The organism is Mycobacterium sp. (genome assembly GCF_036273375.1).
In the GTDB taxonomy this organism is placed as follows: domain Bacteria; phylum Actinomycetota; class Actinomycetes; order Mycobacteriales; family Mycobacteriaceae; genus Mycobacterium.
Genome location: NZ_DASUHS010000162.1, coordinates 1 through 12,607 on the forward strand (window position 1 = coordinate 1; position 12,607 = coordinate 12,607).

A 12,607-nucleotide genomic window follows, 5' to 3' on the forward strand; every position below is an offset into this window, starting at 1 on the left:
TCCTCGACGAGAATCGGGCTTTCGCAGAGCTTTTTCGGGATGTCGACGAATCCACGCCCGTGCCCACCTGCCCGGGCTGGACCCTGCGACAACTATTCCGCCACGTCGGCCGCGGCGATCGCTGGGCGGCGCAGATCGTGCGCGAGCGACTCGACAGCTACCTCGATCCCCGCTCGGTGGAGGGCGGCAAGCCGCCGCCCGATCCGGCCGGCGCGATCGCCTGGCTGCACGGCGGTGCTCAGCGGCTGATCGACGCCGTCGAGTTGACCGGGGTCCAAACACCGGTGTGGACATTCCTGGGGACCCGGGCGGCGAACTGGTGGGTCCGGCGCCGGTTGCACGAGGTCGCGGTGCACCGCGCCGACGCGGCCATCGCGCTGGGCAGCGATTTCACCCTGGAACCCGACGTGGCCGCCGACGGGATCACCGAATGGCTGGAGCGGGTGGCGATCCAGGCGGGTGGCGAGGGAACTCCGCTTCCGCTTGAGGAGGGCGACACCCTGCATCTGCACGCCACCGATCCGGGGCTGGGTGAAGACGGCGAGTGGACCATCGCCGTCGAGCAGGGCCGGATCGCCTGGTCGCATCGGCACGGCAAGGGCAGTGCCGCGCTACGCGGAGGCGCGACCGAGCTGTTGCTGGCGATCCTGCGCCGCCGGCCGCTGGCCGAGACGAGTGTCGAGCTGTTCGGTGACGACGCCGTGTGGGAGCGCTGGTTGGCCGGTACGCCACTCTAGCCGAGGGGCCGCACGGTAATTTGCACATCATGACCACATCGGAGATCGCCACCGTTCTGGCGTGGCACGACGCCCTCAACGCTTCTGACCTGGCCACCCTGGAGTCGTTGTCCAGCGACGACATCGAGATCGGCGACGCGCACGGGGCCGCGCAGGGCCACGAGGCGCTGCGCACCTGGGCCACCTCGCACAGGGCGACCGCGCAACTCGGCCAGATGTATGTGCACGACGGCGTCGTCGTCGCCGAGCAAAAATTGGGCAGCCCGGACGGTCCGGGGGCGACCACCAACGCGCTGGCATTCCGCGTGGTCCGTGACCATGTCACCTCGGTCTTCCGGCACGACAGCTTGGCGACGGCGCTGGCGGCCACCGAGCTCACCGAGTCCGACGCCGTCGAATAGGGCCGATCAAGGCATCAGGAGCTATCTAATGCGCGGAATCATCCTGGCCGGCGGATCGGGCACTCGCCTGCATCCGATCACCACGGGCATAAGTAAGCAGCTGTTGCCGGTCTATGACAAACCGATGGTCTACTACCCGCTGTCCACCCTGATGATGGCCGGAATCCGCGACATCCTGGTGATCACCACCCCACATGACGCGCCGGGATTCGAGCGGCTGCTGGCCGACGGCTCGCAGTTCGGCGTCAACATCACCTACGTGACACAGGAGAACCCCGATGGTCTGGCCCAGGCATTCGTCCTGGGCGCCGAGCACATCGGCAACGAGCCGGTGGCTTTGGTGTTGGGAGACAACATCTTCTACGGCCCGGGCCTGGGCACCAGCCTGAGCCGTTTCCAATCCGTCAGCGGGGGAGCGGTTTTCGCGTACTGGGTCGCCAACCCGTCGGCATACGGCGTCGTCGAGTTCAGCGACGACGGCAGGGCGCTGTCACTGGAGGAGAAGCCCAAGACGCCGAAATCCAACTACGCGGTACCGGGTTTGTACTTCTACGACAACGACGTGGTGGAAATCGCGAAGGGCCTGAAGAAATCGGCGCGCGGCGAGTACGAGATCACCGAGGTCAACCAGATCTATCTGAGCCGGGGCCGGCTCTCGGTCGAGGTGATGACCCGCGGCACGGCCTGGCTGGACACCGGGACGTTCGACTCGCTGCTGGACGCCAGCGATTTCGTGCGCACCCTGGAGCGACGGCAGGGCCTGAAGGTCAGCGTCCCCGAGGAAGTTGCGTGGCGGCGAGGCTGGATCACCGACGATGTACTGGCCGAGCGCGCACAGCACCTGCTCAAGTCCGGCTACGGCGGCTATCTGCTGGACCTGTTGGAGCGGAGTCGATTTCAGTAGGTTTGGCGAGCACCGCGGCGATCGCGGTCGTCAGCGGCACCGACAGCGCCAGCGCCATACCGCCCACCGCCGAGCGGGCGATCTCGATCGCCACGCTCTCGCTGGTCAGCACGTCGGTCAACGAGCGGTTGGCGACGCTGAACAACAGCAGCAGCGGCAGCGAACTGCCCGCGTAGGCCAGCACCAGCGTGTAGACCGTGCTGGCGATGTGATCTCGGCCGACACGGATGGCGCCCAGAAAGATCGCCCGCCGCGAGCCGCCGAGGTGGGCGAGCTCGAACACTGTCGAGGCCTGGGTCACCGTCACATCGTTGAGCACACCCAGCGACCCGATGATGAAGCCGGCGAGCAGCAGCCCGCCGATCGACACGCTGCCCAGATACGCGCTGACGGTGCTGTTCTGTTCGTCCGATAGTCCGGTCAGGTGCGCCAGTTGTATTGCCGCCCAGGATAATCCGGCGGACAGCAGGAGCGCCGACAGTGTGCCCAGCAGTGCGGCGCTGGTCCGCAGGTTCACCCCGTGCGCGAGATAGATGACCGCGTACAGGATCGCCGCCGACGCCACCAGCGCCACCGGCACCGCCGGCGCACCGTCGCGCAGCGCCGGCAGCAAGAACATCACCAGCACCACGAACGCGACCACGATGCCCACCAGCGCCAGCAGCCCGCGCCAGCGCGCCACGGCCACTATCACCACCGCGAATGCGATCGCCAAACCTCCCAGCGCCCAGCCGCGTTCGAAGTCGTAGAACGCATAGCTGGTGGCGCCCTGGTCGTCGACCTGACGGACGAGCCGAATGTGGTCGCCCACCGCGAATTTCGGCTGGCCGGGTCCGGGGGAGGACTCGAGCAGTGTCTGGGCCCCGGCGTTGGGTCCGGAATCGATCGAGACCTGGGTCAAAACGCACCGCCCCGCGCCCGGCGGGGCCTGCTGCGGCGTGCCGGTGAGGACCTGACTGACCGACGGGCTCCCGCAGTCGCCGACTCCGCTGGACAGCACGTGCCCGGCCTGCGTGCTCACCGCGCCGCCGGCCGCGTTCTGCAGCGGCATCGGGATGTCGACGTGCTGTCGGCTGGGCCAGAGCACGATCGCGCCCACCGCTACCGCCACGCCGATCGCGACCAACAAGCCCACGACAATCCTGGCGGGCAACGGATCAACCGCGGACGGGCCCGACGGCATGCTGTGCGAGTGGGAGTGCGTCACCCGCTCCACCGTAGAGGCGGCCGCGCGGATGCTTACGGTCGATAGCCGACGAGGAAGTTGCCCAGCCGCTCGATCGCGGCCGCCAGATCGCGGGCCCAGGGCAGCGTCACGATGCGCAGGTGATCCGGTGCCGGCCAGTTGAAGCCGGTGCCTTGGGTGACCAGGATCTTCTCCTGCAGCAGCAGGTCGAGGACGAGTTGTTCGTCGTCTTCGATGTCGTAGACCTCGGGATCCAGGCGGGGAAACGCGTAGAGCGCGCCGGTGGGCTTGACGCAGGACACTCCCGGGATTTCGTTGAGCTTGGTCCAGGCGACGTCGCGCTGCTCGAGTAGCCGCCCGCCGGGCAGGACCAGGTCGTCGATGCTCTGGTGACCGCCCAGGGCCACCTGGATGGCGTGCTGCGCCGGAACGTTGGGGCACAACCGCATGTTGGCCAGCAGGTTGATGCCCTCGATGAAACTTCCGGCGTGGTCCTTGGGCCCGGTGATCGCCAGCCAGCCGGCCCGATAGCCGGCCACCCGGTAGGCCTTGGACAGGCCGTTGAACGTGAGGCACAACATGTCCGGCGCCAGCGTGGCCAGGTTGATGTGCTTGGCGTCGTCGTAAAGGATCTTGTCGTAGATCTCGTCGGCGAGCAGCAGCAGCTCGTGCTTGCGCGCCAGATCGACTATCTGGGTGAGGACTTCGCTGGTGTAGACCGCTCCAGTCGGGTTGTTCGGGTTGATCACGACGAGCGCCTTGGTGCGGTCGGTGATCTTGGACTCCATGTCGGCGATGTCCGGCTGCCAGCCTTGCGTCTCGTCGCACAGGTAATGCACGGGCGTGCCGCCCGCAAGGGAGGTCGACGCCGTCCACAGCGGGTAGTCCGGCGACGGGATGAGCACCTCGTCGCCGTTGTCGAGCAGGGCCTGCAGCGTCATGGTGATCAGCTCGGACACCCCGTTGCCCAGATAGACGTCGTCGACGTCGAAGCGGGGGAATCCGTCGACCAACTCGTAGCGGGTGACCACCGCCCGGCGGGCGGGCAGGATGCCCCGCGAGTCGGAGTATCCCTGGGCGTACGGCAGGGCCTGAATCATGTCGCGCATGATCACGTCGGGCGCCTCGAAGCCGAACGGCGCCGGGTTGCCGATGTTGAGCTTGAGGATGCGATGCCCCTCAGCCTCCAGCCGCGCCGCATGCTCGTGCACCGGCCCGCGGATTTCGTACAAGACGTCCTGAAGCTTCGACGACTGCGCGAAACTACGCTGCGGCCGGTGATGACCCGACGCGGGCAGAGGCAGTTGATGGGTGGTCACCCCACTAATGGTGCCATCGCTGTCCACTGATATTTGCTGTCAAGCCGAAAAGATGCAGGTCAGCGCTTGCCGGGGGGACGCGCCCCACGGGCGATGCCCAGGCCTTTGACCGGTGGCTGCGACGATGCATCGTCGCCGTCGGTCTGTTTTGCCGGCTCCGCTTTCGGCGCCGGCTCGGGTTCGGCCTCAGCCTGTCCGGCGGGCGCAGCCTCAGCCTTAGGCTCCTCGGCCTTGGGTGCCTCGGCGTTGGGTGCAGCGGCCTCGGGTGCTTCGGCTTTCGGTGCCGCCTTCTTGGCGCCGGGTCGCTTGGCGCCCGCGGCGATGCCCAGGCCCTTGACCGGGGCCGCGGGTGCGCTGGACTCGGTCTTGGTTTCGGTCTGGGCTTCGGGGGCCGCTTCCGCGGTTGCCTCGGCCTTAGGGGTCTCGGCCGCCGGCGCCGCCTTCTTGGCGCCGGGTCGCTTGGCGCCCGCGGCCAGACCCAGGCCCTTCACCGGTGCGGCGGGTGCCTTGGCTTCTCCGTCGCCATCGGCCGGTGCCTCGGCCTTGGCCGGCTCGGCCGCCGCCTTCTTGGCGCCTGGCTTCTTGGCGCCGCCGGCGATGCCCAAACCCTTCGCCGGAGCGGCTGTGTCCGCCTTGGCCTCTCCGGCCGGCTCGGCCGCCGCCTTCTTGGCGCCCGGCTTCTTGACGCCGCCGGCGATGCCCAGCCCTTTGACGGGCGCGGCGGGAGCCGCAGTGGCCTCAGACTTCGGCGCCGCCTCGGCCTTGGCTGGTGCCTCGGACGGCGCTTCGGCGGGTGCCGTTGCCGTGGCCGCCGAGGCCTTGGGCGCCTCGGCAGCCCGCGTCTCGGCCTCCTTGGCGGCCGTGCCCTTCTCCGGCAGCGTCGACTTGTCGTACTCGAGGGACCCGAGCAGGATCTGCGCGACGTCGAGCACCTCGACGCCGCTGCGCCCGGCCTCTTCCTGACGGTCGTTGACACCGTCGGTGACCATCACCCGGCAGAAGGGGCAACCGGTGGCGATGGTGGCGGCCCCGGTGGCCAACGCCTCGTCTACGCGTTCGTGGTTGATGCGCTTGCCGATGTGCTCTTCCATCCACATCCGCGCGCCGCCGGCGCCGCAGCAGAAGCTGCGCTCGGCGTGCCGTGGCATCTCGGTGAGGTTCGCTCCCGCGGCCCCGATCAGCTCGCGCGGCGCCTCATAGACCTTGTTGTGCCGGCCCAGGTAGCAGGGGTCGTGATAGGTGATGTCCTGTGCGACCGGCGTCACCGGCACCAGCTTGTTGTCCCGGATCAGCCGGTTGAGCAGCTGGGTGTGGTGCAACACCGAGTAGTTCGCGCCGAGCTGGCGGTACTCGCGGCCCAGGGTGTTGAAGCAGTGCGGGCAGGTCACCACGATCTTGCGGTCGACGGTCTCGGTGCCCTCGAAAAGCCCGTCCAGGGTCTCGACGGCCTGGGCGGCCAGCTGTTGGAACAGAAACTCGTTGCCCGAGCGGCGCGCGGAGTCACCGTTGCAGGACTCGCCGGTGCCGAGCACCAGGTACTTGACGCCGGCGATGGCCAGCAGCTCCGCGACGGCCTTGGTGGTCTTCTTGGCCTTGTCGTCGTAGGCGCCGGCGCAACCCACCCAGAACAGGTATTCGTAGCCGTCGAAGCTCTCGACGTCCTCGCCGTAAACCGGGACGTCGAAGTCGACCTCGTCGATCCAGCTGGTGCGATCCGACGCGTTCTGGCCCCATGGGTTGCCCTTGGTTTCCAGGTTCTTGAACAGCACGGACAGTTCCGAGGGGAACTCCGACTCCATCATCACCTGGTAGCGGCGCATGTCGATGATGTGATCGATGTGCTCGATGTCCACCGGGCACTGCTCGACGCAGGCGCCGCAGGACACGCAGGACCACAGCACGTCGGGGTCGATGACGCCGCCCTGTTCCTCGGTGCCGACCAGCGGCCGGTTGGCCTGCTCGGGGCCGGATCCCATGATGCGGCCGAAGCCGGACTCGGGGACGTGGTGGGCCTCGGCGTGCTTCTCGCCGGACAGGTCCTCGCCGATCCCGCCTTCCGGCGTGCTCTCGAGGGGACTTTCCCTATCGCCGAGGATGTAGGGCGCCTTGGCCATCCAGTGGTCGCGCAGGTCCATGATGACGAGCTTGGGCGAGAGCGGCTTTCCGGTGTTCCACGCCGGGCACTGCGACTGGCAGCGCCCGCACTCGGTACAGGTGGCGAAGTCCAGCATGGCTTTCCAGCTGAAGTCCTCGATCGTGCCGCGACCGAATTGCGCGTCGTCGGGCGGGTTTTCGAAGTCGATCGGCTTGCCGTCGTATTCCAGCGGCAGCAGCGGGCCGAGGCCGTTGGGCAGCCGCTTGAAGATGACGTTGATCGGCGCCGTGAAGATGTGCATGTGCTTGGAGTGCAGCACGATGATCAGGAACGCCAGCATGACAGCGATGTGCAGCAGCAGGGCCGTCGTTTCGATGATCTCGTTGGCGGGCTGGCCCAGCGGTCGCAGGATGACGCCGAACAGTTGCGACAGGAAGGCGCCCTTGCCGTAGGGCAGCGTGCCGTTGTTGACCGCGGCTCCGCGCACGAACACATAGGTGAAGACGACGTTGAAGATCATGAACAGCACCAGCCAGGCGCCGCCGGTGTGGGAGCCGTAGAACCGTGACGAGCGGCCGATCTCGCGCGGGCTGCGCATCAGACGGATGACGGCGAAAGTCGCGATGCCGAGGAACACGGCGGTCGCGAAGAAGTCCTGCAGGAAGCCGAGTGCGTCCCAGCGCCCGACGATCGGGATGTGGAAGTTGTCCTGGAACAGCAGCCCGTAGGCCTCGATGTAGACCGTGAGCAGGATGAAGAAGCCCCACATGGTGAAGAAGTGCGCCAGGCCGGGGATGGACCACTTCAACAGCTTTCGCTGACCGAAGACCTCCGAGACCTCGGCCCAGACGCGTTTGCCGGGTTCGTCGGTGTGACCCGGGGCCGGCTTGCCCGACGTGATCAGCTTGAACAGCCACAGGACACGCCGTGCGGCGAGTGCGGCCACGACCAGCGTCATGCCCATGCCCACGATCAGCCTGATGAGCATCTGCGTCGTCACAGAAGGTCTCCCCAATGCATAGATAATTCGGCCCGTGCCTATTTGCCTGCTAAAGCCCCGCTCATAGTTACATCTCCGCGGCTTTCAGCGCGAGAAAGGCTGCCCTAACTTGGGAGTTCGCCGGTGCTCTGGCCTGCTGGTTGATACCCATTCATTGGATGTGACGCTCGCCGAAGTGATGAGCGCCACGAAATTTGGCTAAATGCCCGTTTTACCGCGGCCCCTTGGTGGCCCAGGGGCAACCGGTCTCCGTCAGCGCCCGAAGATGGGCGGCAGGGGCCTTACGCGCGTCGTCGTAGGCGCGGCGGTGGTGGTCGCCTCGGACGTCGTGGTGGGCGGGGCGGTCGTGGTGGTGGGCGGGGCGGTCGTGCTCGGCGGCGCCGTCGTGGTGGTGGTCGACGGCGCAGGCGCGGGCGTCGTGGTGGTGGCGGGCGCCTCGGTGGACGGCGGCGGCGGCGCCGGGACCACGGTGACGGTGGTGCTGTCGTTCGGTCCGGTGATGGTCACCGTTTGCGACGGTTGGCTGGGCGGCGACGTGGGGCTGACCGGGGTGGACTTGGTGAGCAATAGGTTGATCGCCAAGATCAGGGCCACCAGCACCGCCGCGCCCGCGCCGGCCACGCTCAACACCAGCGCCGTGCGCTTGTACCAGGGCAGTCGCCCCTGGGCGGCGGCGGAGCGACTGCCGGTCGCGCCGTCGAATTCCTTTGCCTCGTTGGCGTACTCGCCGGTGGCGTCGCGCCCGGTATAGGGCACCGGCTCGTCGTTGTCGGCGTCCTGCGACCACGCCAGGGCGTCGTCCACGTCGGTGGCCTGGGCCCCCCACGCGGCCTGGGTCATGTCGAGCCCGGCGGTGCCGACCATTTCGGTCGGTGTTTCCACGGCGGCGCCCGCGGCGGTCGGAGCTCCGCCCGACGCGTACTGCGGGCCGAGCACCGCTGCGCCGAGGGCGGCGCTGAGTGCCGGCTGCGCGGTGCTGTGCACCGGTACCCCGAAGCGCTGCGACAAGCGCGCTTTAAGCAATGGGATGTTCGCGCCACCGCCGGCGATCGCCATGGCGCTCAGCCTGGTGTTCGTAATCGCGTTGCGCCGCAATGACTCCTCGACCGACGAGAGGAACCGGTCCAGCCGTGCGGAGATCAGTTGCTCGAATTCGGTGCGAGACAGCTGGGCACCCTCGCCGGACGCCCCGGCGATGGTGCTCACCGCGGCCGTCGACAGTTGCTCCTTGGCGCGCCGGCATGCGCCGAGCAGGCGGGCCTGCGACCCGACCCGCGCGGTACCGCCGAGCATGGCGGTACTGACGTCGGAGGCCAACAGGTGATCCAGAATCAGCTGATCGATCGCGTCGCCGGAGAAATCGCTGTACCGCGCGGCCGGGCCGACGGGCGCAAAACCCGCCTTGCCGTCCATCACCGTGACGGTGGTGCCGCCGGCGCCGAAGTCGCACAGGGCAATAACGCCGTCGGCCCGAAATCCCGGCGTGCCGCGCAGCGCCGCGAGCGCAGTCGTGGCGTCGGAAACCAGCATCGGCGCCACCCCGCCGCGCGCCAGGTCCGACTGGGCGAAGAACTCCTCACGCAGCGCCGCGAACTGGTCGTCGGACCAGTAGGCGGGCACCGCGATGGTGATCGGTGTCCCGTAGCCGACCGCGCGGGCCATGGCCTCGATCGCCTCGACCGTCAGCGCCGCGCCGAGGTAATTGGTGCCGTCGGCCGCCACCAATGGCGCGCGGTCGCCGACGCGTTCGACGAATCCCCGCAGCACCAGTCCGGGTTCGGTCAGATTCGGATTTTCTTCTGGCAGGCCAACTTCGGTGGGTCGCTGTTCGAACAGGGTCAATACGGAGCTGCGGGTTATCGGAGCGCTGCCCGCGCGGGCTGCCACCAAATTGGCCACCCCGATCGATAGCCCGAGCGACTCGCTCATGTGCTGCACCCCTGTGTCAGTTGTCCCGTTACCGTCGCGCGGTGGGTCCTCACCGTGGCGACTGTGGATTGCAGCGAGTGTAGGGCTTCGCCGGCGCTGGGCGGTGGAACCGTGATCGGGTTCGCCACCGACTCGCTAACGCAGCCCGGGCGGCACCGTGACCGGATTCGGCACCCCTGGAACGGTGATGACCGGCGGTAGCTGCGGCAAATGGTGGTGGTGCGACGGCTGCTGCGTCTGTCCTCCGCTGGGCTGCTGCTGCGTCGGCTGCTGCGCTGGTGGCTGTTCGGCGCCGCTGGGCGAGGACGTGGTGGTCGTGGTGGTCGTCGGAGTCGTCGTCGTGGTGGTGGTCGTCGTGCTCGTCGTCGTTTTCGGGGTGTGGCTGACGGTCTGTTGTCCGTGAATGAGCTCGATGACGCCGAAGACGATCAACGCGATCAGGATGACGACGGAGACCAGCCAGGCGATGAGCATCCCGGGCTTGCGGTACCAGGGGGTCGGCTCGGCCTCCTGGTCAAACGGGTCGGCGTCACCGGGCTGCTCGAACCCGTCGGGCGGGTTCGGCGCGGGACCGGATGCCGGAACCTGGCCGGTCGGCGGCTGTTCGGGCGCGCCGAAGTCGCCATGCTGCGTCGGCTGGTTGTGGAAGTCGTCGCGTGGGCCATTGGATGCCACGGCATCGATGGTACTAACCGCACCTGCCAATCTCCTGATGCAACTCGGGCCGGCGCCGTCGTGCGCTGAAGAACGTGGGCTGACGACCCGCATTGGTGGTTAGGTCAGGGTCGTGGATTCCCTGGTGAAGTTGTTGCGAGACACGGTCGCGGTCCGAATATCAGTCTGCGTGGCCCTCGGGGTCGCGGTCGCTGTCGTGGTGGGCAACACGGTCGGTTGGCGTTATGCGTTGGCCGGCTGGATTGCCACCGCCGGAATGTATGCGGTGTGGACGCATCTCAGCCTGCTCGGCATGGATGCCGAGCAGACCTGCCGCTGGACGACGCGGGAGGACCCGACCCGGTGGGTCGCCGACGCGGTCATCCTGTCGGCGAGCGTCGCGAGCCTGGGCGGTGTCGGCTACGTGGTGGCCGCGGGCTCACGATCGGGCCATGAAGCCGTGGCGGCCGCCGTCCTCGGCGTCCTGACCGTCGCGGCGTCCTGGGTCGCCGTGCATACGCTCTACGCTGTGCACTACGCGCGGCTCTACTACTCGGATGACCCGGGCGGCATCAACTTTCACGATCCCGAGCCGCCCCGCTTTCGGGATTTCGCGTATATCGCCTTCACCGTCGGTATGACCTACCAGGTGTCAGACACCGAGATCGGACTGACCTCGATCAGGGCGACGGTATTGCGTCATGCACTGCTGTCCTACCTGCTCGGGGCGGTTGTCCTGGCGGTGACGATCAATCTGATCGCGGGGCTGGGCTCCAAGCTCTGACCCGGACTGGCTTACACCGCGGCGGCTCAGAACGTGTTGACCTTCTCGACGCTGACGAACATGCCGTGCCTGGTCTGGTCGTTGGTGAAGCGGGTGCCGTCGGCGTTGGCGACGATCGTCCAGCCCTGCGCCGCGTAGGTTTTGTAGTCGATGGGGACGGTCGGGATGGCCCCCAGGTTGCCCAGCACCCACTGCACCTTGCCGCCGGTGTTGATGCTGACGCCGTTGGCGTGCTCACCGTCCTGCAACGGGGAGTTAGTGAACGGTGCCTCACAGCCGACGGTGTCCTTGTTGATCTGGCAGCGCGTCACCCCGGATTTGGTCTCGATGAAGACGTAACCGTTCTGGTCGGGCGGCAGCGGGATGGCGCCCGCCGGATTGGTCGGGTTCGCCGGCGCGGCGGACGGGCCCGGGCCCGGGGCAGGGGCGGCGGTGGCCGACGGCGGTGTGGATCTGGGCGTGGGGAAAGACGGTTCGGTGGGCCCCGCTCCGGGCGACGCCACCGGCCGGCCCCCGGTGATGGAGCTGCAGCCGGAGACCAGCTCCGAACCGGCCAGCAGGGCTACGAGCAGCAGCGAACCACCGGCCAGGCTCCGCCGCGCATTCTCCGAAAACCGCACCCGCCGCTCCCCAGACGATTCGAATAGCGGCACTCAGGTTACCCACCGAAAGGCGAACGTCGCTGCCCCGGCGCGGCTATCGATACAGAGCCGATGGCCCGGGTTTATCACCGCGTGACCGACCGACCGCGGATCTGTTGGGAGCCTCTAGAGCCCCAACAGCTTATCGGCGTTGCGGTGGCTGATCACGCTAATCGAGGAAGCCGTCGCCCGCTGACCGCTGGGTCGAGTGTGCGCTGAAGGTGTCGAGTGTGCACCTAGGGATGGATTTCGCGCGATTTTCGGCCCTGGACGCACGGTCAATCTGCGGCAATGCACGAGTTTTAGCCACCCCGGGAACAAGGCGGGACCGGCCGCCGTTAACATGATCGACAAGTTGAGCGAACCACACTCAATACCGGGTTGACAGCCCACCGGTCCAAGGGCAGGCTTGAGCGGGGTTCACTCAGCATAGTGGCACCAAACACGCTCTACATATTCAGGAGGAATCACTATGGCTCGTGCGGTCGGTATCGACCTCGGGACCACCAACTCCGTCGTCGCAGTTCTCGAGGGCGGAGACCCAGTCGTCGTCGCCAACTCCGAGGGCTCGCGGACGACGCCATCCGTCGTCGCCTTCGCGCGCAACGGCGAGGTGCTCGTCGGCCAGCCCGCCAAGAACCAGGCGGTCACCAACGTCGACCGCACCATCCGTTCGGTCAAGCGGCACATGGGCACCGACTGGTCCGTCGAGATCGACGACAAGAAGTACACCGCTCAGGAGATCAGCGCCCGCGTGCTGATGAAACTGAAGCGTGACGCCGAGGCGTACCTGGGCGAGGACGTCACCGACGCCGTCGTCACCGTGCCGGCGTACTTCAACGACGCCCAGCGTCAGGCGACCAAGGAGGCGGGCCAGATCGCCGGCCTCAACGTTTTGCGTATCGTCAACGAGCCCACCGCCGCGGCACTGGCCTACGGCCTGGACAAGGGCGAGAA

Annotated in this window: 11 protein-coding genes; 5 read left to right on the top strand and 6 right to left on the bottom strand. The window is 67.6% G+C overall.

Translation table 11 applies throughout. The annotated features are described in order from the left end of the window. The 3 genes from VFW69_RS15505 to rfbA form a co-directional block, all read left to right on the top strand. Positions 1–737 (top strand): maleylpyruvate isomerase family mycothiol-dependent enzyme (locus VFW69_RS15505; RefSeq protein ID WP_526502393.1); only part of this gene is annotated, 737 nt, incomplete at its 5' end. A gap of 29 nt (positions 738–766) precedes the next feature. After that, on the top strand, positions 767–1,138 hold the full coding sequence (locus VFW69_RS15510) for a nuclear transport factor 2 family protein (RefSeq protein ID WP_526502394.1): 372 nt from the start codon (positions 767–769) through the stop codon (positions 1,136–1,138). A gap of 28 nt (positions 1,139–1,166) precedes the next feature. Continuing rightward, positions 1,167–2,042, top strand: a complete 876-nt coding sequence (rfbA, locus tag VFW69_RS15515) for a glucose-1-phosphate thymidylyltransferase RfbA (RefSeq protein WP_526502395.1) — start codon at positions 1,167–1,169, stop codon at positions 2,040–2,042. Here the strand turns inward: rfbA and VFW69_RS15520 are convergent. The 5 genes from VFW69_RS15520 to VFW69_RS15540 all read right to left on the bottom strand — a co-directional run bounded on the left by VFW69_RS15520 (position 1,984) and on the right by VFW69_RS15540 (position 10,339). Then, a complete protein-coding gene (locus VFW69_RS15520; protein ID WP_526502396.1) occupies positions 1,984–3,249 on the bottom strand; it encodes a YibE/F family protein in 1,266 nt (421 codons plus the stop codon). The genes rfbA and VFW69_RS15520 overlap by 59 nt on opposite strands. 32 nt (positions 3,250–3,281) lie before the next feature. Further along, on the bottom strand, positions 3,282–4,574 hold the full coding sequence (locus tag VFW69_RS15525; RefSeq protein WP_526502397.1) for a pyridoxal phosphate-dependent aminotransferase: 1,293 nt from the start codon (positions 4,572–4,574) through the stop codon (positions 3,282–3,284). Positions 4,575–4,606: 32 nt separating this feature from the next. Further along, entirely contained in the window at positions 4,607–7,642 is a 3,036-nt protein-coding gene (locus tag VFW69_RS15530; protein WP_526502398.1) for a (Fe-S)-binding protein, read from the bottom strand. Positions 7,643–7,894: 252 nt separating this feature from the next. Continuing rightward, positions 7,895–9,571, bottom strand: a complete 1,677-nt coding sequence (locus VFW69_RS15535; protein WP_526502399.1) for an Hsp70 family protein — start codon at positions 9,569–9,571, stop codon at positions 7,895–7,897. Positions 9,572–9,706: 135 nt separating this feature from the next. After that, positions 9,707–10,339, bottom strand: a complete 633-nt coding sequence (locus VFW69_RS15540) for a hypothetical protein (protein ID WP_526502400.1) — start codon at positions 10,337–10,339, stop codon at positions 9,707–9,709. Positions 10,340–10,358: 19 nt separating this feature from the next. Here VFW69_RS15540 and VFW69_RS15545 point away from each other — a divergent pair, with 19 nt between their 5' ends. Then, entirely contained in the window at positions 10,359–11,009 is a 651-nt protein-coding gene (locus VFW69_RS15545; RefSeq protein WP_526502401.1) for a DUF1345 domain-containing protein, read from the top strand. A 26-nt stretch (positions 11,010–11,035) separates the two neighbouring features. Here the strand turns inward: VFW69_RS15545 and VFW69_RS15550 are convergent, their stop codons facing one another. Further along, entirely contained in the window at positions 11,036–11,629 is a 594-nt protein-coding gene (locus tag VFW69_RS15550; RefSeq protein ID WP_526502402.1) for a hypothetical protein, read from the bottom strand. Positions 11,630–12,122: 493 nt separating this feature from the next. On the opposite strand from VFW69_RS15550, the gene VFW69_RS15555 reads away from it, so the two are divergent. Further along, positions 12,123–12,607 (top strand): Hsp70 family protein (locus tag VFW69_RS15555; protein ID WP_526502403.1); only part of this gene is annotated, 485 nt, incomplete at its 3' end.